Origin of the sequence: Flagellimonas marina, from assembly GCF_042651185.1 — a bacterium.
Taxonomy (GTDB): Bacteria; Bacteroidota; Bacteroidia; order Flavobacteriales; family Flavobacteriaceae; genus Flagellimonas; species Flagellimonas marina.
This window is the reverse complement of sequence record NZ_JBHSCL010000002.1, coordinates 395072-419410: the sequence shown is the minus strand read 5'-3', so window position 1 is coordinate 419410 and position 24339 is coordinate 395072. Positions and strand designations below refer to the sequence as shown.

The following is a 24339-nucleotide window of genomic DNA, read 5'->3' as shown; positions in this document are numbered from 1 at the left end:
CATGATAGCCGCCATAAAACACAACTCCAGAAATTATAAAATAGACCTCACCAAACCCCTTGATATCTCCATTCCCCTTCAAGATGGAGAAGACGGGGTAAATGCGTGGTATTTGGAACCTCCAAAAATCTTCCCGCATAAACAAGACGGATTTGTGGGCAAGGTTTCGGAAGGGGCTCCGGTAAATTTCAATGACATTTGGTTTAATCCGCACTCGCATGTAACCCATACGGAATGTCTGGGTCATATCACCGAAGCCTTTCATTCCGTCAACAAAAAAATGAAGCAGTTCTTCTTTTTGGCTGAGGTTATAACGGTGGCCCCAGAACAAGAAGGGGAGGACTTTGTCATTTCCGAAAAGCAAATCAAATACGCGTTGGGCAACAAAAAACGGGAAGCGGTGGTGATTCGCACCCTGCCCAATCTCAAGGACAAGCGGTCCCGAAAATATTCGGATACCAATCCGCCTTATTTGCTGGAAGCAGCAGCGGACTATTTGGTAAAAAAGGGAGTGCAGCATCTGTTAATAGACTTACCTTCGGTGGACAAAGAACGGGATACAGGTGCACTGTTGTCCCATAAAGCTTTTTGGAACGTCAAGGGCAAACCACGGGAAAAAGCTACCATTACGGAATTTATTTATGTGCCCAACAAAGTGGTGGATGGCACCTATTTTTTAGACCTGCAAGTAGCACCCATTGAGAATGATGCCAGTCCAAGCAGGCCGATTCTTTATAAGATTTTGGACTAAAGGATTGTCCCCAAACTTTATATCTTTAACCAATGGGTGAAATAGTTGATACCATTCTCGGCATAATATTGGGCGCAATACTCATGTATTGGGTGTACTCCCTGTTCCGAAAAAAGAAGAACAAAGAAATCACCGAACAGCAATCCACCGTCTTGTTGGATAAGATTCGCAGTGTATGCAAATTGGTTTCGGTGGAGGGTGATTTTGCCGAAATTTATCATTACGAAAACACTAAGGATAGCTTTATGAGTCTTTTTCGAAGCAAGAAAAAAGCACTCATTGTGGTGAAGGCCCAGGCGCACATTGGGTATGATTTGGGGAAGTTGGATTTATCGGCCGATACCCAAAATAAACGCATCATATTGCGTAATTTTCCCGAGCCTGAAGTCCTGTCCATTGAACCCGATTTACAATTTTATGATATTAAAAATGGGCTGTTCAACAGCTTTTCACCCAATGACCTTACCAAATTGAACCAAGAGGCCAAGGAACATATCAAACAGAAAATTCCGGAAAGCGGATTGATGGAAACTGCACGAAAAGAAGCCTTGCAGGCCGTTTTGGTGGTGGAAAAAATTGTGGAGACCATTGGCTGGACGTTGGACTATTCTGCCTTGGAAATTTCAAATCGAGAAAAACAATTCATAGAACAATAAACAAGCATGAAAACAAGGATCATCATACTATTTTTGGTGGGAATAATTTCCTCCAGTTGTGTACAAATCAAAAACGATATGAGCAATTTTGACCACACCTTTACCCACGTGGTATATTTCTGGTTTAAAAATCCTGACAATGCAGCCGACAAGGCCAAGTTTGAGGCTTCGTTGAAGAAGTTTCTGGACAATTCGCAATACGCCAAGACCAAATTCATTGGCACACCGCCAAAAGCCGTTCGCGATGTAGTGGATGATTCCTTCACCTACTCCTTGATTCTTTCCTTTGAATCGGCTGAAGCACAAGCGGCCTACCAAGACGAAGAACCCCATCTTGTTTTTATCGAAGAGTGTAAAGATTTGTGGGAAAAGGTGATTGTGTACGATTCACAAGGCATCTAGGTATGAACGTAGAGGAACTTCGCGAGTATTGTCTCACGAAAAAAGGAGTTACGGAGGAGTTTCCCTTTGATGCAAATACGTTGGTGTTCAAGGTCATGGGCAAAATGTTTGCCCTGGTTGCTTTAGAACGACTTCCTCCCCAATGCAATTTAAAGTGCGACCCAGAGCGGGCCGTGGAACTTCGGGAAGAATACGACGGCGCAATCATTCCGGGATATCACATGAGCAAAAAACATTGGAACACCCTTTTCTTGGAAAATCTGCCTGCTAAATTGATTTTGGAACTGGTGGATCATTCGTATGAACTTGTGGTGGGTGGGCTAACCAAAAAATTGCAACAAGAATTGCAAAATAGCACCGGAAAATAGATGGTGGATTTACAGCTTTTTTACACCTCCCAGAAAGACAAGCATGAGGTAGAATTACAACGGGTAAAAAAGAAGTTGGCGTTATTGGCCACTTTTCGTTTGTCAATTTTTGCGGCTTTGGCGCTGGGCATTTACCTTTTCTGGGGAACAACAACGGTTTATGTGCTGGCTCCCTTGGGTCTGGTGTTGTTTGTGTATATGGTGTTGCGTTTTGTAGAAGTAAAGCGTCACAAACACTATGTGCAACGGTTGATTGATATCAATAATACCGAATTGGAAATTTTGGCCCGCCGTTATCACCATTTGCCAGACGGGAAAGAATTTTTGCAACCCGACCATCCCTATGCGCAGGATTTGGATGTGTTTGGCAAAGGGTCCTTTTATCAATACACCAACCGAACAACTTTGGTTCAGGGTACAAGAGTGTTTTCAAGACTTTTATTGGATGGTAATCCGAAGGATATAGCCAAAAAACAAGAAGCCATTCAAGAATTGGCCCAGTTGCCTGAGTGGCGACAGCATTTTTCGGCATTGGCTGGGGAAACCAAGCCTAGAATTTCCCCAGATTTGGTGTCCAACTGGATGAAAAGCCATAAACCCTTTACGCCAAAGCGGACAAGAATGGTGACAGCACTTTTTGGATTGACCTCGATCGTATTAATTGCGTTGACCATTTTGGGCCACATACCCGAAAGTTTGGTAGTACTCTGGTTCTTTTTGGGGATTGGGATTGTCGGTCGCTATTCCAAGAGCATTCTCAAGTTTGCGGTTCAAGTGTCCGAAGCGCAGGAAACTATCCAGCAACACCAAAAATTGATTTCTGAATTAGAGGGTCAAAATTTTAAATCGGAACTCCTACAGAACCTTCAAAAGAAACTAGATATTAAAGGTGAAAAGACCTCCAAAATATTGAAAAACTTTAGCCGTAGACTGGACAATTTTGAGCAACAGAATAATCTTTTGGTGCTGCTGTTCGGACAGGGATTTTTACTTTGGAGTCTGTATTTTGCGCATCGTATAGAAGTTTGGATTGAAGCCTATGGCGATGAGGTGGAGGAATGGTTTTCGGCCATTGCTCAGTTTGATGCTTACATTACCTTGGGTACCTACTCGTTTAATCACCCCGACCATTCGTATCCAAATTTGGTTGAGGGTAATGTTGTGTTGCGAGCAAAAGAAGTGGGTCATCCCTTGGTGGACCCTAAAAAGAACATTTTAAACGATTTTGAGTTAGGAAAAGGCCGTTTTTGCATCGTCACAGGTGCCAACATGGCCGGAAAAAGCACTTTTTTGCGCGCGATTGGGCTTCAGATTGTTATGGCGAATATGGGATTGCCCGTAAAAGGAAAGGAAGTGCAGTACGCCCCAGTTCGCTTGTTGACCAGCATGCGTTCTTCGGATTCATTGGCGGATGAGACTTCCTATTTTTATGCAGAACTCAAACGCCTAAAATACATTGTGGAAGAATTGGAAAAAGCAGATGGGTTCGTGATTCTGGATGAAATCCTGAAAGGGACCAACAGTGTGGACAAGGCCGAAGGTTCCAAGAAATTTATAGAGCGTTTGGTGAAAAATAGGTCAACGGGCATGGTGGCCACCCACGATTTAAGCTTGTGTACCTTGGCAGATAAACTTCCGGAAGTGGAAAACAAATATTTTGATGCCCAGATTGTAAATGGGGAGCTGTTCTTCGATTATAAATTCAAAGAAGGGGTGTGCCAAAATATGAATGCCTCTTTTCTCCTAAAAAATATGGGGATAGTGGATTGAAGTCCTTTTTTAACTGTCGTTTTTGATTGTAGTTTCTTTAAAGTCAATTTTTTACCTCTATTTTGTCATTAATACTCAAAGCAATGTTTTTAAATTCTTCAAAGTATTTTGAATTCCATCGAGGCCAAACTCTTATCGATTTTTCGAGATTGTTTTTATCTCGATAATATATTTTCCAAATGTCACGGTCATTAATTTCAGCTAGTGTCTTTTTTATTCCAATGATTTTTTTTAGCGGGATTTTTTCATCTGAATTTTTTGATGAGATAAATAAGAATTGATCATCAAACTCAATTGATTTTGCTCTATCAAAAACAAAATATAAACCAATAAGTAGGAAGATGAATGAAGACAAAATTCCAATAGCTAAAAGGTCATCATTATTTTCAGTCAAGATTTTAAAAATGATTCCAATCATCAATATTCCAATAATTATTGGAACATATTTCCAATTTCTTATGTTTGTTGATATCCGTTTTCTCATTTTAATACTTCGAAAAAGCTCAGTACAAAGTGTATTATATCAAAGGATATTTGCCTTTCTATAAACAGGAGCAAAGTTTAGGAAATTCCATTTCCAATTCAACGTCAGCTACAAACCCTTAACTTGCACATTATGGAAAGAATCGGCCTGTAATCGGAGCAGCTCTTCTGCTTTTTCCTTTTTGTAGCGATAGAGTTCTTCCTCGTTCTTAATATCGGCATAGATTTGTGTATTGATTTCACCATCCGTTTCCATCAGCAATTTGCGTTGCGCCACTTTTTGGGTCACCCAGGTGGCTACCACACTTTCCTGCTCTTCAAATTTGTAATCGTATTCCCCTTTTGGAGCTAAGAGTTTAGCAATAATGGGGGCGGTTTCAATCGCCAAGAACAATAAAAAGATAAAAAATGACGGAAACCATGGCAATTTTCCCAATGCATTGATGCGGGCCATCAGGCCATCAAAACCATCAATAATGGGTTGGGAATTTGAGACGGCGGTGCTGTAGTCAGTTTCCAAAGCGACAATTTGGGCTTCCAACCCTTCAATTTTAGCCGTATTGGTTTCTTTAAGAGCATTCAGTTCTGCTAAGTATGCATCATGCTTTTCCCGTTTTTCCTTATAAACAGGACCTTTGCCCAATAAGCCCGTTCCGGCGGTTCCTTCGGCCTCGGAAATATAGGTGTCGTACAACGAATTGGTCTCTGCCTCTTTGGCGGCTACTTCATTTTTTAGCGAAGCAATGTCTTGGTTTAGACTTTCAATTTTTGGAGTGTATTGCAGGGCCAATTGTTCTTTGTTGTTCAAGGTCATGGCGTTTTTTTCTTCCAATAGCACCTGATTGATTTCCTTTTCAAAAATCTTCATTTCCAAAGGCTTGGAAATCACCACGGCAATAATGATGGCCAAAACAATTCGAGGAGCGGCTTGCAGTAATTCGCTTTTAAAATTGTCACGTTTTTTTATGGTGGAGACAATGTATCGGTCCAAGTTAAAAATCAATAGTCCCCAAATCAAACCAAAGAAAATAGAGGTGAATATATTGTCAAAAACTGTGTAAAGTGCATAACTGCTGGCAATAAACGCCATGATAGCCGTGAAGAAAACGGTGGCGCCAATACCAGCGTATTTATTGCGTTCGCCGTTGGAACAGGTTTCAAGAATAAGGGTGTCGGCTCCCGAACAGAAGATAAAAAATCGTTGTAGCATGATAGTGTTCTTTGATTGACCCTTCGGCTTCCTACCTGTCTGCCAGACAGGCAGGTGCTCAGGGCAGGTTGTTTATTAGAACGTGATTTGGGGTGATTTGTTACATAATCAACGCAAAAAAGCCACTTTTAAGTGGCTTTTTAGTTATATGCAATAATTGAAAAATCAGCCTTTGGCCATTTCAGTATAGTACTTGTAAAAATAGGGGATGGTCTCAATGCCCTTTAGGAAATTCCAGACCCCGAAATGTTCGTTGGGGGAGTGGATGGCATCGCTGTCCAATCCAAACCCTAAAAGAATGGTCTTGCTATCAAAAACATTTTCAAAAAGTGCCACGATGGGAATACTACCACCTGTGCGCTGTGGCACCGGGGTTTTGCCAAAAGTGGTTTCCATAGCTTTGGAAGCTGCTTGGTAGCCATCGCTGTCAATTGGGGTTACATACGCCTGACCACCATGGTGTGGTGTCACTTTCACCTTAACACTTTTTGGGGCCAAGGACGTAAAATACTTCGTGAACAGGTCAGTAATCTCGTGCCAATCTTGATTGGGCACCAATCGCATTGAAATTTTAGCATAAGCCTTGCTAGCGATTACGGTTTTTGCACCTTCGCCCGTGTAGCCGCCCCAAATGCCGTTCACATCCAGGGTAGGTCGGATTCCGAAACGCTCGGTGGTGGTGTAGCCTTTTTCACCATGTACATCATCAATGTCGAGGGCTTTTTTATAGGCTTCCAAATTGAAAGGGGCCTTGGCCATTTCCGCACGTTCCTCATCCGAAATGATTTCAACCTTATCATAAAACCCAGGGATGGTGATGCGGTTGTTTTCATCATGCAGTGAGGCAATCATCTTGGCCAACACGTTGATAGGGTTGGGTGCGGCCCCCCCATATATCCCGGAATGAAGATCACGGTTGGCCCCGGTCACTTCCACCTGAACATAACTCAGTCCTCGGAGTCCAGTGGTAATGGATGGAGTGTGGTTGGAAATCATCCCCGTATCGGAAATTAAGATGATGTCGTTTTTAAATTTTTCTTTGTTTTCCTTTAGGAAATCCTCCAAACTATCGCTTCCTACTTCCTCCTCACCTTCAATCATGAATTTTACATTGCAGGGAAGCTGGTTGTTCTTGATCATGAACTCCACAGCTTTCACATGCATAAAAAATTGACCTTTATCATCACAGGCACCCCGCGCAAAAATGGCGCCGTCTGGGTGTAGATCGGTTTTCTTTATCACCGGCTCAAAAGGAGGGGAATCCCAAAGATTCATAGGGTCCGGGGGTTGCACATCGTAGTGGCCATAGACCAATACTGTAGGTAGGTTGGGGTCGATGATTTTGTCCCCGTAAACCACGGGATAACCCTTGGTTTCGCAGATTTCCGTGTTGTCACAACCGGCATCCTCCAGTGATTTTTTAACGGTCTTTGCCGTTTCCAAAACATCCGTGGAATATGCGGGGTCTGCACTGATGGAAGGTATTTTTAGAAGTTCAATAAGCTCGTTAATGAATCGGTCTTTGTGCGTGTTGATGTAGTTGTTTAGTTGTTCCATATATGTTTTAAAAAGGACACTAAAAGTACAAAAAACAAGTTTTTAAAGTAGGCCGGTTTGCAAATCGGAAAATTGATTTATATTTGCACTCCCTTTTGCGGGTGTGGTGGAACTGGTAGACACGCTAGACTTAGGATCTAGTGCCGCAAGGCGTGGGGGTTCGACTCCCTTCACCCGCACCAAAAGAATATAAGCCTCTCAATATTGAGAGGCTTTTTTATTCTTCTTTTTCAAGCTCAAAAGAGCTAATTGCCCATTTTTTAGTTAGGCATCTATTGAATCTTTTGTTTGGTGAACTAGGTGGTTCCACATCATAAAATTTGATCTCAGTACCCATTCAATCAAAGTAGGTTGTATATTGATGGGAAATAATGAAAAACCAGCATTTATATGAAAACCTCAAAGTTAAACCTCTTGACTATTTTCTGCCTATTCATTATGAAGATGGCATTGGGGCAGGTTGAAAAAGCTCCGGAAAGAACCGAAGGTGAAGGTCCGTGGTCACAGCTCATCATTCGTGGAGCTACCATGGTCAATGGAAATTTGTCCCCGCCCATTGGACCTGTAGATATTGTTGTCGAAAACAATCGTATCGTTGAGGTAAAAACCGTGGGGTATCCTGGGGTTAAGATCAATGAGGCCGAACGCCCAAAACTAAAACCGGGTGGTAAGGAACTTCAAGCTGAGGGCATGTACATTTTGCCTGGATTTGTGGATACCCATGCCCATATTGGCGGAAAAGCACAGGGCACCACCGCAGAGTATGTTTTTAAACTTTGGATGGGTCATGGCATTACAACCATTGCAGACCCAGGAAGTGGAAACGGGTTGGACTGGACCTTGGATCAAAAGAAAAAAAGCGCTGAAAACAAGATTACGGCTCCACGAATTAAGGCGTATACCTTTTTTGGAGCAGGTTCTGAAACTCCTATTTCTACACCAGAACAGGCTAGGGAATGGGTGCGTGCCAATGCTAAGAGTGGTTCAGATGGGATTAAATTTTTTGGTGCACCACCCAAGATTATGCAGGCTGCTCTTGAAGAAAACAAGAAGCTGGGGCTTCGCTCAAAGATGCATCATGCGCAAACATATGTGGGTGAATGGAATGTGTTGAACAGTGCCCGAGCGGGACTCACTTCCATGGAGCATTGGTATGGTTTGCCCGAAGCTTTGTTTTTTGATAGAACCGTTCAGGACTATTCATTGGATTATAACTACCAAAATGAGCAGGACCGTTTTGGCGAAGCAGGTCAGTTGTGGGCTCAGGCCGCGCCTCCTTTTTCTGATAAATGGAACAGTGTAATGGATGAGTTGCTGGAACTGGATTTTACACTTTCCCCAACCATGGTAATTTATGAGGCCAACAGGGATTTGACCCGGGCGCGGAGAGCGGAGTGGCATGAGGAATACACCTTGCCTTCCCTTTGGGAGTTTTATGCCCCTAGTCGACAATCCCACGGATCGTATTGGCATGCTTGGGGTACGGAAAAGGAAGTTACCTGGAAAAAGAACTATGAGCTTTGGATGGCCTTCATAAATGAATATAAAAACCGTGGGGGCAGGGTTACCATTGGTACGGATGCAGGTTTTATTTATCAATTGTATGGGTTTGCATATCCACGGGAGATGGAGTTGTTGCGCGAGGCGGGTTTTCATCCTCTGGAAGTCATCAAAGCCGCTACTTTAAATGGTGCCGAAGCTCTTGGAATGGATGACGAGATTGGAACGATAGAGCCTGGAAAATTGGCGGATTTTGTGATTTTAGAAGAAAATCCGGTGGCCAATCTGCAAAGCTTATATGGTACAGGGAGCATAAAACTTACAGAAGATAATGAAGTGATCCGTGTTGGAGGTGTTAAGTATACCATTAAGGATGGAATAATTTATGATGCCAAACAATTACTTTCTGATGTCAAGGAGATTGTTGAAAAGTCAAAGGCGGATAAAGATTATGAAATAATCCAACCGGGGTTGAAAGGTTCTGATTGACCTACTACAGCATTATAAATCAAAGAAATTAGAGGAAAAGGGCCATTAAATCCAAGATTTGATGACCCTTTTTTATGAACAATTCTAGCTTTCGGGACCATCCCAAATTTTATTTCTAACAAAATCAACAAAGAGCGTTAAAATTCAGAATGATTTTAAATGAAGCGAAAAAGACCTATGAAGTAGTGAAATATCTTTAATATGAAATGTGTAAATGACATTTATATTTTACGAAATCGTTTGCATAAGCCGTTGATTCATAGTAAAATCAATTTATATGATCAAGATTTCAAGGGTTAAGATGTTGTTGTTGAATAGTATTCGAAATAGGAGTATCCAATAAAATTGAATATTTGGTTAAGCCAATAGTAAACCTTCTCTTTTTTAAGTAAATTTTATGAAATCAAAAATATTTGAATATATTAGAGTGGTTTTTTTGAAATAATTGCACTTATTTTTATGCATTCTTCAATGTAAATAACCCCGGTCAATAAAGAAGCATTTTTAAGATCAATGAAGAATCAAACTGAAGATACCATAAGAGGAATTTTCATAAAGCACTATCAGGAATGGTGTGTTCTTTCATTTACATTCCTCCACAGCATGGCAGAAGCGGAAGATGTCGTGCAAGATGTTATGGTCAAACTTTTGACTCGAAAAGATATCCATACTATAGAAAACCTTCCGTCTTATATTAGAGTCTCCATCAAGAATGCCAGTTTATTAAAAATCAAGTCAGGTCAGAAGATTCGTAGATTGGATGACACGGTACGATTGTATGATACTTCCTACGAACAAGAACTAATTGATAAAGAAGGTAAAGTTGAGGTGCAAAAGGCACTAAATGTTTTGCCCGATCAATGTAAAAGGGTTTTTGAGCTCTGTGTTATTGAAGGACTGCAATATAAAAATACGGCAGATGTTCTTGGAATATCCACAAACACAGTAAAGTACCATCTAAAGAAGGCCTTTAAAATTCTGCGCCACAACCTTAGCACTTCGTATTTTTTTAGTCTAATAATTATGATTGTCACGTTTTTTTCTTTAAAAAATTGACATTTTAACAATTCTGCACTACCCGTTTTTTCTTTTTAGTAATTATATAGGTAAATGGTGGAAAAAACCACTTAGTCAAAATAGCCTATGGAAGTCGCTTTACTGATATATAAAAAACTTACTTCAAAACTCACTGCGTCAGAAACGTTGAGACTTTCAGAATGGCTAGAGGCCTCTGACGAGAATTGGGGCATTTTTAAGAAGATTGAAACGTTTTACCGGAATGGTGGAGATATCTCAGGTTTAACACAATTGGATGCAGATCAAGCTTGGGAAAAAGTATTGGAAAAACAATTGGCAAAGAAACGTAAAGCTAGAACCCGGCACATCATTCGCACCAGTTATAAATATGCGGCTGTTCTTCTGATTGTCCTTCTAGCCGGATATGCCTATTGGAATTACAATGGCAGTCCAGAGGATATAATGGACAGCAATCCAAAAGATGAAGGTGTAGTGATTGTCTTTGACAATGGGGAAAAAATCAGACTTTCTTCTGAAAGAAAGCAGGAGGAGCTTTTGGATCAAGATGGGAATAGAATAGGTGAGCGCAATGGCAATCAACTGGATTATTCCGGCAAGGAAAATGTAACGGAGTTGGTCTACAATACATTGTATGTCCCCAATGGGAGACGTTTTGATATTGTCCTATCGGACAATTCGCATGTATACTTAAATGCAGGGTCATCCCTCCGTTATCCAGTCAACTTTATACCTGGAAAGAAAAGACAAGTGTATTTGGAAGGGGAGGCCTTTTTTGATGTTTCCAAAGATACGGATCACCCGTTTGTGGTGACCAGTGGAAACATGGACGTTGAGGTCTTGGGAACTAAATTCAATGTGAATGCCTACCCCGAAGAAACCAACATCAATACAGTACTGGTAGAAGGTTCAGTTCGATTGAACACCAACGAAATAGAAGACAACAGAGACGCATCGGTGTTGTTGGAGCCCGGTCATATGGCCCAATGGGACCAAAAAACCAAATCCGCCCAAACCGAAGAAGTGGATACTGAACTGTACACTGGTTGGATGCAAGGAAAATTGGTTCTCCGGGGAATGCGATTCAAGGATATTTTGAAAAAATTGGAAAGGCACTATGGAGTGTCCATCCAAAATAAGAACAAGAAACTGGAAAACCGAGTGTTTACGGCCACTTTTGATGTTGAAACCATTGAGGAAGTGCTCAATACGTTTGTGGCGGAAACAAATTTTGATTACTTGATCGAAAAAGAGCAAATAACCATTTTAGAATAAATAACCAAAAACCAATTTATACGCCTATGAAATAAAAGCACATAAAAAAATCGGGAGATGCTGCAACATCTACCCGATTGAGATTATTAACTCAAAAAATTAAGTTAACTAAAAACATTACAAAGGTATGAAAAATTACATCAAGAGCACTCTGCCTTGTCTAACTAACAACTTGTCGCTGACGGTGAAACTGACTGCACTTTTTTTGATAGTTTCCTTTTTTTCGACACATGCAAATTCTTACTCCCAGAAGACCAAACTTAGTTTGGATATGGAAAATGTAGAGATTGCACAAGTGTTCGATCAGATTGAGTCTGTTTCAGAATTCAAGTTTTTTTATGACAACAAAAAAGTAAATGCTCAAAGAAAGGTCACCATTAGCGTAGACCAAAAATTGATCACAGAAATACTGGACCAACTGTTCAGTGGCACAAACATCTCTTATCTTTTTAACAAACAACAAATTGTTCTCAAAACCAAGAACGCAATCGATGTCGCGCCCATGGAAGCTAGCCTTTCCCCGCTTCCAGAGGAGAATTTCCAAACTACAATTTCAGGTACGGTTACAGACTCCAATGGTGTGCCAATACCCGGGGCATCTGTAGTTGAAAAAGGAACCACTAATGGGGTGGCCGCTGATTTTGACGGAATCTACCAAATTACGGTTCAGGGATCTAACGCTGTTTTAGTGGTGAGTTCCATTGGTTTTGCCCGTAAGGAAGTCCCTGTAGGAGGTGCCACAACCCTTGACATTACTTTGCAAGAAGATACTCAAAACCTTAATGAAGTAGTGGTCACTGCTTTGGGTATTAAGCAGGAAACCAAGAAACTGGGATATTCCATTGCCCAAGTAGACTCAGATGAGGTCAATGTGAACCGTTCTTCCAATTTTATGAACACCCTTCAAGGTAAGGTGGCCGGTGTAAACATTTCTTCATTGAGTTCCGGACCCGGTGGATCATCCAAAGTTAGGATTCGTGGTCAATCTTCAATTTCTGGCACTAACAACCCATTAATTGTTGTTAACGGTGTTCCAATTGATAATACTTCTTTTGGTACCAGCCCGGGTAGTTCCAGTTCTGAAGTAGGTACTAACAGTGGTGGGGTGTATTCTGATGGTGGTGATGGTTTTTCCAGTATCAACCCAGATGATATTGAAAGCATGACTATCCTAAAAGGTGCCACTGGAGCTGCACTTTATGGTTCCAGGGCGAAAGATGGTGTTATTATGATCACCACAAAGTCCCGCGGACGTCAACAAGGATTGGGAGTTACCTATAACATCAACGTGACGGACCATACGCCTTTGGATTTTACGGACTACCAATATGAATATGGACAAGGTGAAAATGGAGTAAGGCCAACATCGGCCAACCCAACCTCTGGACAGTGGTCTTTTGGTGAGCGTTTTGAACCAGGAATGACCCAAGTTCTTTTTGATGGTGTTGAAGTCCCTTATGTTCCAGTGCGAGACAGAATAAAAAAGTTTTATAGAAACGGTACTGATATCACCCATTCCATTTCCATTTCAAACGGGTCTGAAAAGGGAGGATTCAACCTTTCCCTGTCCAATTTGGGAAGTAAGGGTATCACGCCAAACAATGAGTTCAATAGGAAAACGGTAAACTTTGGGGCAAACTACGATTTGTCTGACAAACTTTCCATTGAGTCCCATATCAACTATTCATACGAGAAAAACATAAACCCACCCAACGTAGGTCAGCAGGATAACACAATTTCTGTTGCCTTGTACAACATGGCCAACTCCATGCCTTTGGATTTGTTGGATGAGAAAAAGTTCAATGCGGAAGGGAACGAGTTTGTGTACAGTAGATTTAGAAACCGTACCAACCCATATTTCACACTTTCTGAACAGTTTAACGAAATAAGAAGGGATAGAATATTCGGAAACGTTTTGGCAAGATATGAATTTGCGCCTTGGTTGATCGGTCAAGTTCGGGTAGGACAAGATTATTGGTCACGCTCCCAACAGTATAATGGGTACCCAACCGGCCAAGCTTCAAGACCATCTGCCCCAGCGCCTTTCTTTAATGGAACGTTTACACAAACCGCAAGACGATATAGAGAGACCAATGTGGATTTCCTTTTGTCTGGTAATGTAAATGTGAACGAAGATTTTGCAGTGGGCTACAACGTTGGTGGTAACCAAATGAGAAGAAGACAGGATTTGAATCGTGTTGATGTAACTGATTTCGTGATCCGCGATTTGTATACCGTGCAAAATGGTAGGGTAAAGAACCCAACATATTCACTTTCAGAAAGAGGAATCAACTCCTTGTACGGAGCTGTTGACCTATCGTACAAGGATACTTACTTTTTAAGTGGTACGGCTCGTAACGATTGGTTCTCCACGCTATCCGAAGAAAATAGAAGTATTCTGTATCCATCAGTTTCCGGTAGTGTACTATTCTCCAATTTATTGGGTGACAGTGCGGAATGGTTGACGCTGGGTAAATTTAGAGCAGCCTATGCCGAAGTGGGAAGTGATACCGATGTTAGCCCATATTCAGATGCATTGTTTTATGACATCAATGCTAACTTCTTTCCTGGTCCAACAGGAGCACCCAATCCAGTTGCTGGTGCCAACACCTCCACACTTCCAAACCCAAATCTACGCCCCATGCGTGTTAAGGAGACGGAAATTGGTGTTGATTTAAGAATGTTCGACAACCGCGTAGGATTGGATTTGGCTGTATACCGTAAGACGACCATAGATCAGATTATTCCAGCTCAGATTTCCAACTCATCAGGATTTATAAGCCAGTTGATCAACAGCGGAGAAAGTAGAAGTGACGGTATTGAAATGTTATTGAACTTGACACCCATTAGAAATGATGATCTACGATGGGATTTCAACTTTAACGCTTCCTACAACAAGACCAAAGTGATCAGCCTCCTAAGTGATGAAGAAGGGGAAAGTATTTTGGTGGGTAACCACATATTCAATGGTTTCCTATACCAAGTTGTAGGTGAAGAAATCGGTCAATTGGCTGGTTTTGGTTACAAGTTCGACGAGCAAGGAAGACAGGTCTTTGCAGATGACGGAAGACCGTTGCGATCAGATGATATCAAATTTTATGGTAGTGCGCTGCCCAGATGGGTTGGAGGTATAACCAATACGGTACGATACAAGGATTTTAATCTGTCCTTTTTGATTGACTTTAAACTGGGCGGTAAAATGATTTCAGGTACCAACTTCAACGCCACTAGGCATGGTCTTCACAAGATGACCCTCCCTGGAAGAGAAACTGGAGTTGTTGGAGAAGGGGTTAACCAAGCAGGTGAACCCAATACTGTTGCTACAGAATCCCAAACCTATTGGGAAGTTGTGCGCTCACAGCAGTTGATTGAACCCATTGTATACAATTCTGGATACTGGAAATTGAGACAGGTTACGCTAGGGTATGATTTCAGGAAGTTTATTCCTGAAGACTCCCCAGTACAAGGAGTGACCTTGAGCCTAGTTGCCAACAATGTGGCGATGCTTAAAAAATGGGTTCCCAATATTGACCCTGATTCTTTTAGCTTCAGTTCTGATAATGTTTCTGGACTTGAATCAACAGGTGTACCGACCACAAGAAGTCTCGGGTTTAACCTAAACGTCAAATTTTAAATAAGACATCATGAAAAATATAGGGAATAGAATCTTAATTTTTGTAATCCTGATAGGTCTATTGGGGTGCGAACAGAATTTTGATGAACTCAATACCAATACTGTAGACCCTACTAGTGAAAGTGTAGATCCCGTGTTTCTATTGAACAATGCAATAGTTGGGTTGGCCTTTGCCCCTGGTAGCAATATCTACTATGACGAAGCCATTGTTCAACAGATTGTAACCCCAAACTCTGGATTTGTGTCTGGGGCAAACTATAATCAGGACAATAGGAACAACACAGGTAATCAATGGGATGATTACTTCGAAAATGTTATAAAACATACGAGTGATGTAATCTTCCAGCTTAACAGTGCAGAATCGGACCGGTCAAATTTGTTACAAATGGCCCGTATTTTGGAAGCCTATGCCTTTATGGTCCTTACTGATGAATATGGGGATATCCCTTATTTTGAGGCAGGTAAAGGATTGTCTGAGCAAGTAGTATTGCCAAAGTACGACCCCCAAGAACAAATTTATCCAGACATAATAAATGAGTTGACCGAGGCCCGGGACGCTTTAAGTGCCTCCGCTCCAGCAGAAAATGGAGAAGCTTTGTATGCCGGCGATTTGGATCAGTGGAGAAGATTGGCCAACTCCCTTTTGGTAAGGGCTGGTATGCGACTCTCCAATGTGGATGCCACTTTGGCACAACAAACTGTTGCAAGTGGTTTTAATGGTGGGGTAATGGAATCTAACGATGACAATTTTGTTATTCGTCATGATACCAATTTCTCCAATCCATACTTTGGTGTTTTCAACGGAACAGAAGCCAATAACTTTTATTTGGTAGATGCTTTTGTAGACTACTTGAGTTCCAATGATGACCCAAGATTGGCTTCACTTGCTATTCGGTACGTTGGAGCGGCCTCAGGACCGGAACAGACAGTGGATATCTCATCCAAAGACCCTTCTGACCAAGTGGGAATGCCCATGGGCTATGACAACAGTACTATTGGTACGGTTGTTAGCGACTTGGGACTGGCCAGTTTCTATGATTTCTCACAATTAGATCGCTTCACGTATGGCGCACAAGCTGCACCATCATTCCTATGTACCTATGCCCAAACCCAATTATTGCTGGCAGAAGCTGCCGTTAATGGCTGGGTAACAGGAGATGCGGCCGAGTATTACGAAAATGGAATACGAGGTCATATGGAGCAAGTAGCGGCCTACGGGGAAAGTGTGGCAATAGCTGATGCTGATATTGACACATACATTGCAGCAAATCCATTGAATTTGGCCAATGCAGCAGAGGAAATCAATACACAGTATTGGGTGGCCTCTTTTTTGAATGGGCCTGAATTGTTTGCCAACTTTAGAAGGTCAGGTTTTCCAGATTTAACACCAAATCCATACCCAGCTCAGGACATTACAGGTGATTTCATAAATAGGCTAACATATCCTACTGCCGAAATTGCCGTAAATCAGGCCAATCTTCAAGAGGCGGTCTCCAGAATGGGACCTGATAACTTGGATACCAAGGTTTGGTGGGATGTAGATTAATAATAACCGAAATTATAACATATAATAAAGCATGAAATCAGTATTAAAACAAATTATTGCTAAGACCAAGCAAGAAGAAAAAGCGTATAGCCTGTCTCGGCAGGCGGAAATAGATAACCCCAAAACAACCGACGATAGACGGAATTTTCTTAAGAAAACCGCTTTGGGGGGAATTGCCATGACCGGTATGATGGGATTGGGTATTGAGGATACCATTGCCCAGACAACCTCCAAGGTAAGTAGGATGTCAGCTCCGTCCGACTTGAAGATCACGGATATGCGATACGCCCTTACCAATGTTATGGGAGGTACGGCCATCATTAAGATTGAAACCAATCAAGGAATATATGGTCTTGGAGAAGTAAGGGATGCCGCCGATGTGCGGTATGCCCTCTTCTTAAAAAGCCGAATTTTAGGAAAGAACCCTTGTAACGTTGAAAAGATATTCAAGAGCATTAAGCAGTTCGGGGGACCAGCCCGTCAAGCCGGTGGTGTCTGTGCTGTTGAAATGGCCCTTTGGGATATCTGTGGTAAGGCCTATAATGTTCCTGCATGGCAGTTATTGGGTGGAAGGTATCGAGATAAAGTGCGTTTGTATGCCGATACGCCCCAAGCCCAAAGTGCTGAGGAACAGAAAAAGTTGATTGACTTTAGAATGAATACCCAAGGGTATACTTGGTTGAAAATGGATGTGGCCATTTCTTCACTTCCGCCAGATTCTGGAACCTTGGTGAATGATAAATTCTGGAGAGATAAAAATGGACGATTATCGCAATGGGGCGATGGTAGAAATTACATGTCCTATGGAAACACCATGCACCCTTTCACCCAAATTCAAATCACAGAAAAAGGTTTGGAAATGTTGGCGCAACGGGTTGCTGATGTTCGGGAAATGGTAGGTTGGGAAGTGCCAATTTCCACCGACCACTACGGACACTTCGATTTGAACAATGGTATACGTTTAGGAAAAGCATTGGATAAGTACAGATTGGCTTGGTTGGAAGATATGGTGCCATGGCAGTACACAGAGCAATGGAGAACTATTTCAGAAGCTCTTGAAACGCCTACCACCACGGGTGAGGATATCCATTTCTTGGAAAACTTTAAGCCAATAATCCATAACAGGTCGGTTGATATTGTACACCCAGATTTGGCTTCATCTGGTGGTCTTTTGGAAACCAAACGAATTGGCGATTATGCTGAGGAATTTGGAATTGGAATGGCCATGCACCAAGCTGGAACACCTGTTTCCTTCATGTCAAACGTACACTGTGCGGCCGCTACCCAGAACTTCTTGTCATTGGAACATCACTCTGTTGATTTGCCTTGGTGGGAAGATTTGGTGACAACCGTTGGAGGATTTAAAATGATCGATAAAGGATTCGCTACTGTTCCTTTGACAGCCCCAGGTCTGGGCATTGAGTTGAACGAGGATGTAGTTAAGGAACACTTGGATCCAAGAGATAAGAGCTTCTTCAAGTCTACGGACGAGTGGAACGAACTTAGATCACACGATAGGACTTATAGTTAGTATTAGTAGCTCAAAAGTTCTTAAGTTGTTTAGTTTTTTTTAAAAGTCGGCCTGGGATTATGCTTTGGAGGTCTTGGGCCGACATTAAAATTTTGTAAACCAATCTAAAATTAGATATGAAATACATTCAAGTAAAAATGATGGTGTTGTTGCTTTGCTTTATGGCCACCGTCAATGGCAATGCGCAACGGGTCGCTTCATCACTGGATTATATTAAGGCCCTGACCAGTGAGTGGGAAGGCGAACGTTTCAATGATGGAAGGCCAAAAGTATCGGATGCCCTACTTTCCAGATTAAAGAAGATACGAATAGAAGAAGCATGGGGCTATTTGCGCCAAAAAGGCTATAACAACCAATACGAGGGAGGTTGGAAGATCATCCACCCCGAGGGTGTTATGACCGGTAGAGTTGTAACGGCACAGTATGTTCCTCTTCGCCCCGATTTAAAAGAATATGTAAAACTACAAGGTGCCAAGGAAAAACGGGATACCATTGGTGGCAGTAACTCATGGCCCATTGAAATTTTGGTAAATGGTGATGTATATGTAGCTGACGGCTATGGAAGAATCATAGACGGAACCCTAATTGGTTCCAACCTTGGTAATGCCATTTACGCCAATTCCAAGAATGGTGTAGTTTTCGATGGAGGTGTTCGCGATCTTGGCGGACTACTGGAAATAGAAGGATTCAATGGTTGGTACAGGGATGAAGACCCTTCTTATCTTCAAGAACAAATGTTGACCACAATCAATGCACCTATCCGCATTGGTCGTGCCACTGTGATGCCCGGTGATGTGGTTTTGGCCAACAGACATGGAACCATTTTTATCCCATCACATTTATTGAGCGAGTTGGTAATCTCTTCAGAAGTAGTGGCTTTACGCGATGAATTTGGATTCCAAAGACTTCGTGAAAAAACATATACCGCAGGACAGATTGATACCCGTTGGACGGATGAAATCAAAGCAGATTTCTTGGATTGGCTAAAAAAATACCCAGAAGCCAAACTGCCCATGACCCGAAAAGAACTGAACGATTATATCGCTAACAGTAGATATTACCAACCATGATGAAGGTCGAATTTTTTAGAAACATCCTTGCAGTATTGGTGATTGGCCTCGTTGTTTCATGCACTTCGCAAGGCGAGGGTGAGACGTTGAACCAGCAAGAGGTTCTACAAGCTGTGGGGGAGCTGGACCAAGCACTTATTGATAGGGATTCAAAAACCTTGTCTTCCATAACCGCACCCAATCTATCCTATGGCCATTCTAGTGGAAACATTCAAGACAAGCAAGAATTTATAGATGATGTAATGAACGGTCCTTTCCGTTTTGTGTCCATCACCAATGAAGATCAGAGTGTTGCCATATCAGGAAACACAGCTATTGTTCGGCATATTCTTTCTGCAGATGCCACAAATGCAGGTAATCCGGCAAAGGTTAGGATTGGAATCATTATGGTATTTCAAAAAAAGGAAAACAATGAGGTCGTTTTGTTGGCCAGACAAGCCTATAAACTCTGAAAAAGAACAGAACTAAATAAGAATTTTTAAGGATAATAAACTGGATATAAACTAACTAAATTCAAACCATGTTAAAAAGAGGAGTATTTGTAACACTGTTTCTCTTTGGACTGGTGGGACAGGTTTTAGCCCAACAGATTTCCAAAGAAGAACTGATTTTCTTGACCCCCGAGTGGAAAGGTGAACGATTTGAGGACGGTAGACCCAAAGTTTCGGATGCCATCTTGGAACGGATGAAATCCGTGAGTATTGAAGAGGCTTGGGCTGTGATGAAAAATGCAGGGTACAGGTATCAAATTGCCGAAGACTGGAAGCTCATCAACCCAGATAGCGTATTGGTAGGTCGTGCCCTAACCGCTACATTCATGCCTGGAAGGCCAGCCGTATGGAAAGCCATTGATGATAGAGGGAAAGCCCAAGGAAAAAGAGGTCAGAATACATGGCCTGTAGATCTTTTGGTGAAAGGAGATGTGTATGTGGCAAATCAGTTTGGAGCAGATATAGATGGTCCAACCATTGGTGATAACGTGGGCAACGCCATTTATGCCAATTCCGGCAACGGAATTGTATATGATGGAGCCTTAAGAGATGTTGAAGGGCTTATGGAAATAGGAGGATTCACATCCTTTTACACCAGTTATGATGCCTCACATCATAATCCTCCTGGCGATTTGAATACCATGATCATAGGCATCAACCAACCCACATTGATTAGAAAGGTGACCGTAATGCCGGGTGATGTGGTTCTCGGTAAATTGGGCGTAGTGGTCTTTATTCCCCCACATTTAGCTGAAAAAGTGGTGACCACGTCTGAAATTGTTCGCTTACGTGATATGTTCGGGCACCAGCGTATCCGTGAAGGGAAATATACAGCGGGTCAGATTGATACCCGATGGGCGGACGACATCGAAAAAGATTTTAGCAAATGGCTCAACGATCATATCGATGAACTTCCCGTTCCCAAAGAACAAATTCAAGAAATACTAAAAAATAGAACCTGGTAATAAAAACTATATAAAGTGAAAAATTCGAGAAGATCATTTATTACAAAATCAGCATTGGCGACAGCCGGTTTGGGTATGGTATCAAGCACTTATGGCAACGAATATGTGCAGGCAATGGACAAAAACCCAAAACTTTCCGCACCATCAGACTTAAAAATAACCGATGTAAAGTGTGGTTTCATTCGTCGCGGTAGTGGCTTGTTCGTAAAAATACATACCAACCAAGGAATTTATGGGTGTGGAGAAGGTGTGGATGCTGTACCAGGAACCTATCATTTGGTGAAGCGAATGGGCTATTTTTTAAGAGACCAAAGCCCGTTTAATGTGCATAAAATTTTTGAAGATATACGTAGAGCCGGCCATTTCGGTGGTGGACAATCTGGAACCTATGTTGCGGTACTTTCAGCTATTGAAACGGCTTTATGGGATTTGGCGGGCAAAGCCCTCGATTTACCGGTCTATAAACTCTTGGGAGGGAAATTCCGGGATAAAGTCCGCGTATACTGTGACACCGCCCTGTACCGAGTTCGCTTTCCTTCTCCAGAGGATTTTGCCAATGCGGCTACTGAAGCTATAAAGAACTGGGGGTTTAATGCCCTTAAATTCGATTTGGATTATGCCAGCGACCCTGACAAATATGATCTATATAACTGGACTGCAAGTCCTGGTGAAATATCTAGGATGTATAACCAGCTTGCGGCGGTAAGGGAAGCTGTTGGGCCTAAAATAGACCTATGTGTCGACATGCACGGACGTTACGACCATGTAACCGCCCAAACAATTGCCAAAAAAGTGGAAGACCTTAACCTAACTTGGTTGGAGGAACCCATACCCGCTGAGAATTTTGATGCTTTCAAGACTTTATGCGAAGAAACAAGCACTCCCATTTCGGCAGGCGAGAACGTTTATCTTGGCCATGGTTTCAAACAATTGCTGGATAATGGAGTTGATATTGTCATGCCCGATTTGCAAAAATGTGGTGGGCTTGGTGAAGGTCAGCGTATAGCCAACCTGGCCAACTTGTATTATGTGCCGTTTTCTCCACACATGGTGGCTTCCTTTTTAGGCGCAATGGCATGTGCCCACGTTTGTGCTAGCGTACCAAACTTCCATTTAATGGAATGGCAATCCTATTTCCACACCGATCCAATGTTCAAGGAAATTGTAACCTATGACGAAGCCGATTGGGTAAAAGACAGTTTTGTGACGGTATCGGAGAAACCCGGTATTGGGGTGGACATTAATGAAGAAGCCATGAAGAAATATGCTCCAGAAGGAATACCTTTCTTTGAATAAAAATTGAAAAACCAGATTTGTGAAGTCGATATATAAATATATTCTTGGGGCGGCAGCGATATTGGCCGTAGCTACTGCCTATTTTTATTTTACTGGCCAGTTTTCCACTTTTGGAATTTTACTAACCTTCTTTTTCCTTGCATTGTCATTTGGGTTTAGGGGACACCATGTTACAAAAGGCTTTTCATTCGCCCTGCTTATTTTTGCAGGAGTAACCATGGCAATGACCTATCCCAAAATGTTTACTAGTTTGGGTGGTTTCGAGTTGAACGCCCTTATTGTGCCCCTGTTACAGATTATTATGTTCGGTATGGGGACTACAATGAGTCTCAAGGATTTCGGCGAGGTGGTAAAAAGCCCGAGAGCGGTATTCATAGGGCTGGTTTGCCAGTTCACCATAATGCCCTTGGTAGGTGCAACCTTGGTGTTCTTGTTTAAGTTTCCGCCCGAAATAGCAGCTGGTGTTATACTGATTGGGTCATCGCCAAGTGGATTGGCTTCAAATGTCATGGCTTATATCGGAAAAGCCAATTTGGCCCTTTCTGTTACTTTGACCACAGTAGCTACGCTATTGGCACCCTTTGTAACACCAATACTAATGAAGACCTTTGGCGGTCAATTAATCCCCATCGATTTATGGGGAATGATGTGGAGTATTATCAAAATCACTATTTTGCCTATTGCAGGCGGACTAATTTTTAACAAACTTTTTCACGGAAAAACGGCGTGGCTTGATAAAGCCATGCCATTGGTTTCCATGGGAGGAATTGCCTTGATTATCACCATTATTACGGCAGCAGGTCGTGACAACCTGTTGACCATGGGAGCTGTGCTCATATTGGTGGGACTTATCCATAACTTGTGTGGTTACTTTTTTGGGTATTGGGGTTGCAGGATTTTCAAGCTCGATGAGCGCTCTTGCAGAACCATTGCTTTTGAGGTGGGCATGCAGAATGCCGGGCTCGCTTCGGGTCTTGCCAATGAAATGGGTAAAGTGGCCACAGTAGGATTGGCACCAGCTGTGTTTGGTCCTATGATGAATATCACAGGATCTATTTTGGCGTCGCACTGGCACAAAAATAGCCCTAAAGATGAGAAGGCATCGAACATGGAAACAGCACAAGAATAAAAAATAGTTGTTTGAGTTAGTTTAGTTATCCAGTGAAGAACGTACTGCATTTGAAGTACGTTCTTCTTTTTTACCAACAACGATTAAATATTGATATTTTTATAATCATTAAACAATATAGAAAATGAATAAAGTAGTGACCTTCGGAGAGATCATGCTACGCTTGGCCCCTCCGGGATTTTTAAGGTTCTCGCAGGCGAACAGTTTTGATGTGGTGTACGGTGGTGGGGAGTCCAATGTGGCGGTCTCCCTGGCCAATTATGGGGTCCCGGTGGACTTTGTGACCCGTCTGCCGAAGAACGATATCGGGGAATGTGCCCTGATGGAGATGCGCAAGCGGGGCGTGGGCACGGACCGGATAGTGTTCGGGGGCGACCGTCTGGGCATCTATTTTCTGGAGACCGGTGCGGTGAGCCGTGGGAGCAAGGTTGTCTACGACAGGGCCCATTCGGCCATGGCGGAGATCGCCCCGGGAATGATCGATTGGAAGAAGGTCTTTGAGGGGGCGCAGTGGTTCCATTGGACGGGGATCACTCCCGCCATCTCACAGGGAGCCGCGGATGCTTGCATAGAGGCCGTTAAGGTGGCCCGAAAGATGGGCGTTACCATATCAACGGACCTGAACTACAGGGCCAAGCTCTGGAAGTACTGCGATGATGCCAAACGGGAGGAGATCATGTCCGAGCTCACCTCATATTGCGATATTGTTTTAGGGAACGAGGAGGACGCGGAGAAGCATTTTGGTATAAAGCCCGAGGGGCTCGATATCACTACACAAGGGGAACATGTGAAGGCCGAGGCCTTCCTGTCGGTCTGCAAACAGATGATGGAGAGGTTCCCCAACGCCAAGAAGGTGATTACCACCCTCAGGGGCTCCATATCGGCCTCGCACAACACTTGGGCGGGTGTCTTGTATGACGGGAAGACCATGTTCAAGTCAAGGGAGTACCAGATTACCCATATCGTTGACCGTGTGGGCGGTGGCGACTCCTTTATGGGCGGGCTGATCTATGGTCTTATCAAGTACCCGGAGGACGACCAGAACGCACTGGACTTTGCGGTGGCGGCCTCTTGCTTGAAGCACACCATAAAGGGCGACGCCAACCTGGTGAGCGTGGACGAAGTGGAAAAATTGATGGGGGGCGACGCCTCTGGAAGGGTATCACGATAAAAACGGAAGA

20 protein-coding genes and 1 tRNA gene are annotated in these 24339 nt (G+C 42.7%); 18 read left to right on the top strand and 3 right to left on the bottom strand.

The window, feature by feature from the left end:
- The first annotated feature begins 1 nt into the window (after position 1).
- The 5 genes from ACFOWS_RS02040 to ACFOWS_RS02020 are packed head-to-tail and all read left to right on the top strand — an operon-like array spanning position 2 to position 3947.
- A complete protein-coding gene (locus tag ACFOWS_RS02040) occupies positions 2-751 on the top strand; it encodes a cyclase family protein (protein ID WP_379762263.1) in 750 nt (249 codons plus the stop codon).
- A gap of 32 nt (positions 752-783) precedes the next feature.
- On the top strand, positions 784-1407 hold the full coding sequence (locus ACFOWS_RS02035; RefSeq protein WP_379762262.1) for a DUF4230 domain-containing protein: 624 nt from the start codon (positions 784-786) through the stop codon (positions 1405-1407).
- Positions 1408-1413: 6 nt separating this feature from the next.
- On the top strand, positions 1414-1809 hold the full coding sequence (locus ACFOWS_RS02030) for a Dabb family protein (RefSeq protein WP_379762261.1): 396 nt from the start codon (positions 1414-1416) through the stop codon (positions 1807-1809).
- Positions 1810-1811: 2 nt separating this feature from the next.
- Positions 1812-2177 (top strand): MmcQ/YjbR family DNA-binding protein, encoded by a 366-nt coding sequence (locus ACFOWS_RS02025; protein WP_379762260.1) that lies wholly within the window; start codon positions 1812-1814, stop codon positions 2175-2177.
- A complete protein-coding gene (locus ACFOWS_RS02020) occupies positions 2178-3947 on the top strand; it encodes a MutS-related protein (protein WP_379762259.1) in 1770 nt (589 codons plus the stop codon).
- 43 nt (positions 3948-3990) lie between these two features.
- On the opposite strand, the gene ACFOWS_RS02015 is transcribed toward ACFOWS_RS02020, so the two are convergent.
- The 3 genes from ACFOWS_RS02015 to ACFOWS_RS02005 all read right to left on the bottom strand — a co-directional run bounded on the left by ACFOWS_RS02015 (position 3991) and on the right by ACFOWS_RS02005 (position 7197).
- Positions 3991-4431, bottom strand: coding sequence for a hypothetical protein (locus ACFOWS_RS02015; protein ID WP_379762258.1), 441 nt, complete (start codon positions 4429-4431; stop codon positions 3991-3993).
- A gap of 108 nt (positions 4432-4539) precedes the next feature.
- Positions 4540-5640, bottom strand: a complete 1101-nt coding sequence (locus tag ACFOWS_RS02010; RefSeq protein WP_379762256.1) for a DUF4407 domain-containing protein — start codon at positions 5638-5640, stop codon at positions 4540-4542.
- A gap of 165 nt (positions 5641-5805) precedes the next feature.
- The gene (locus ACFOWS_RS02005; RefSeq protein WP_379762255.1) at positions 5806-7197 is read right to left on the bottom strand and encodes a dipeptidase; all 1392 of its coding nucleotides are present in this window, start codon (positions 7195-7197) and stop codon (positions 5806-5808) included.
- A gap of 97 nt (positions 7198-7294) precedes the next feature.
- Between ACFOWS_RS02005 and ACFOWS_RS02000 the strand changes: the two genes are divergently transcribed.
- The 13 genes from ACFOWS_RS02000 to ACFOWS_RS01940 all read left to right on the top strand — a co-directional run bounded on the left by ACFOWS_RS02000 (position 7295) and on the right by ACFOWS_RS01940 (position 24329).
- Positions 7295-7379 (top strand) — tRNA-Leu (locus tag ACFOWS_RS02000).
- Between the two features lie 256 nt (positions 7380-7635).
- A complete protein-coding gene (locus ACFOWS_RS01995) occupies positions 7636-9186 on the top strand; it encodes an amidohydrolase family protein (RefSeq protein ID WP_379762324.1) in 1551 nt (516 codons plus the stop codon).
- Positions 9187-9699: 513 nt separating this feature from the next.
- On the top strand, positions 9700-10242 hold the full coding sequence (locus ACFOWS_RS01990) for a sigma-70 family RNA polymerase sigma factor (protein ID WP_366587006.1): 543 nt from the start codon (positions 9700-9702) through the stop codon (positions 10240-10242).
- Positions 10243-10329: 87 nt separating this feature from the next.
- On the top strand, positions 10330-11496 hold the full coding sequence (locus ACFOWS_RS01985; protein WP_379762253.1) for a FecR family protein: 1167 nt from the start codon (positions 10330-10332) through the stop codon (positions 11494-11496).
- A gap of 271 nt (positions 11497-11767) precedes the next feature.
- On the top strand, positions 11768-15130 hold the full coding sequence (locus ACFOWS_RS01980; RefSeq protein WP_379762252.1) for a SusC/RagA family TonB-linked outer membrane protein: 3363 nt from the start codon (positions 11768-11770) through the stop codon (positions 15128-15130).
- A 10-nt stretch (positions 15131-15140) separates the two neighbouring features.
- Entirely contained in the window at positions 15141-16676 is a 1536-nt protein-coding gene (locus ACFOWS_RS01975) for a SusD/RagB family nutrient-binding outer membrane lipoprotein (RefSeq protein ID WP_379762251.1), read from the top strand.
- A 31-nt stretch (positions 16677-16707) separates the two neighbouring features.
- Positions 16708-18207, top strand: a complete 1500-nt coding sequence (locus tag ACFOWS_RS01970; protein WP_366587016.1) for a mandelate racemase/muconate lactonizing enzyme family protein — start codon at positions 16708-16710, stop codon at positions 18205-18207.
- A 116-nt stretch (positions 18208-18323) separates the two neighbouring features.
- A complete protein-coding gene (locus ACFOWS_RS01965; RefSeq protein ID WP_379762250.1) occupies positions 18324-19277 on the top strand; it encodes an RraA family protein in 954 nt (317 codons plus the stop codon).
- Positions 19274-19729: a nuclear transport factor 2 family protein gene (locus ACFOWS_RS01960; protein WP_379762249.1), complete on the top strand. Its 456-nt coding sequence runs from the start codon at positions 19274-19276 to the stop codon at positions 19727-19729. Before ACFOWS_RS01965 ends, ACFOWS_RS01960 begins: the two co-directional genes overlap by 4 nt.
- A gap of 68 nt (positions 19730-19797) precedes the next feature.
- Complete coding sequence (locus ACFOWS_RS01955; protein WP_366587024.1) at positions 19798-20733, top strand: RraA family protein; 936 nt, start codon at positions 19798-19800, stop codon at positions 20731-20733.
- Between the two features lie 15 nt (positions 20734-20748).
- Positions 20749-22029 (top strand): mandelate racemase/muconate lactonizing enzyme family protein, encoded by a 1281-nt coding sequence (locus ACFOWS_RS01950; RefSeq protein ID WP_379762247.1) that lies wholly within the window; start codon positions 20749-20751, stop codon positions 22027-22029.
- A 19-nt stretch (positions 22030-22048) separates the two neighbouring features.
- Complete coding sequence (locus tag ACFOWS_RS01945; protein WP_366587028.1) at positions 22049-23158, top strand: bile acid:sodium symporter family protein; 1110 nt, start codon at positions 22049-22051, stop codon at positions 23156-23158.
- Between the two features lie 124 nt (positions 23159-23282).
- A complete protein-coding gene (locus ACFOWS_RS01940; protein ID WP_379762245.1) occupies positions 23283-24329 on the top strand; it encodes a PfkB family carbohydrate kinase in 1047 nt (348 codons plus the stop codon).
- Positions 24330-24339 lie beyond the last annotated feature (10 nt).

Coding starts and splice junctions, on each gene's coding strand:
- ACFOWS_RS02040 (WP_379762263.1), top strand. CDS start 2: ATGATAGCCGCCATAAAACACAACTCCAGAAATTATAAAATAGACCTC.
- ACFOWS_RS02035 (WP_379762262.1), top strand. CDS start 784: ATGGGTGAAATAGTTGATACCATTCTCGGCATAATATTGGGCGCAATA.
- ACFOWS_RS02030 (WP_379762261.1), top strand. CDS start 1,414: ATGAAAACAAGGATCATCATACTATTTTTGGTGGGAATAATTTCCTCC.
- ACFOWS_RS02025 (WP_379762260.1), top strand. CDS start 1,812: ATGAACGTAGAGGAACTTCGCGAGTATTGTCTCACGAAAAAAGGAGTT.
- ACFOWS_RS02020 (WP_379762259.1), top strand. CDS start 2,178: ATGGTGGATTTACAGCTTTTTTACACCTCCCAGAAAGACAAGCATGAG.
- ACFOWS_RS02015 (WP_379762258.1), bottom strand. CDS start 4,431: ATGAGAAAACGGATATCAACAAACATAAGAAATTGGAAATATGTTCCA.
- ACFOWS_RS02010 (WP_379762256.1), bottom strand. CDS start 5,640: ATGCTACAACGATTTTTTATCTTCTGTTCGGGAGCCGACACCCTTATT.
- ACFOWS_RS02005 (WP_379762255.1), bottom strand. CDS start 7,197: ATGGAACAACTAAACAACTACATCAACACGCACAAAGACCGATTCATT.
- ACFOWS_RS01995 (WP_379762324.1), top strand. CDS start 7,636: ATGAAGATGGCATTGGGGCAGGTTGAAAAAGCTCCGGAAAGAACCGAA.
- ACFOWS_RS01990 (WP_366587006.1), top strand. CDS start 9,700: ATGAAGAATCAAACTGAAGATACCATAAGAGGAATTTTCATAAAGCAC.
- ACFOWS_RS01985 (WP_379762253.1), top strand. CDS start 10,330: ATGGAAGTCGCTTTACTGATATATAAAAAACTTACTTCAAAACTCACT.
- ACFOWS_RS01980 (WP_379762252.1), top strand. CDS start 11,768: ATGGAAAATGTAGAGATTGCACAAGTGTTCGATCAGATTGAGTCTGTT.
- ACFOWS_RS01975 (WP_379762251.1), top strand. CDS start 15,141: ATGAAAAATATAGGGAATAGAATCTTAATTTTTGTAATCCTGATAGGT.
- ACFOWS_RS01970 (WP_366587016.1), top strand. CDS start 16,708: ATGAAATCAGTATTAAAACAAATTATTGCTAAGACCAAGCAAGAAGAA.
- ACFOWS_RS01965 (WP_379762250.1), top strand. CDS start 18,324: ATGAAATACATTCAAGTAAAAATGATGGTGTTGTTGCTTTGCTTTATG.
- ACFOWS_RS01960 (WP_379762249.1), top strand. CDS start 19,274: ATGATGAAGGTCGAATTTTTTAGAAACATCCTTGCAGTATTGGTGATT.
- ACFOWS_RS01955 (WP_366587024.1), top strand. CDS start 19,798: ATGTTAAAAAGAGGAGTATTTGTAACACTGTTTCTCTTTGGACTGGTG.
- ACFOWS_RS01940 (WP_379762245.1), top strand. CDS start 23,283: ATGAATAAAGTAGTGACCTTCGGAGAGATCATGCTACGCTTGGCCCCT.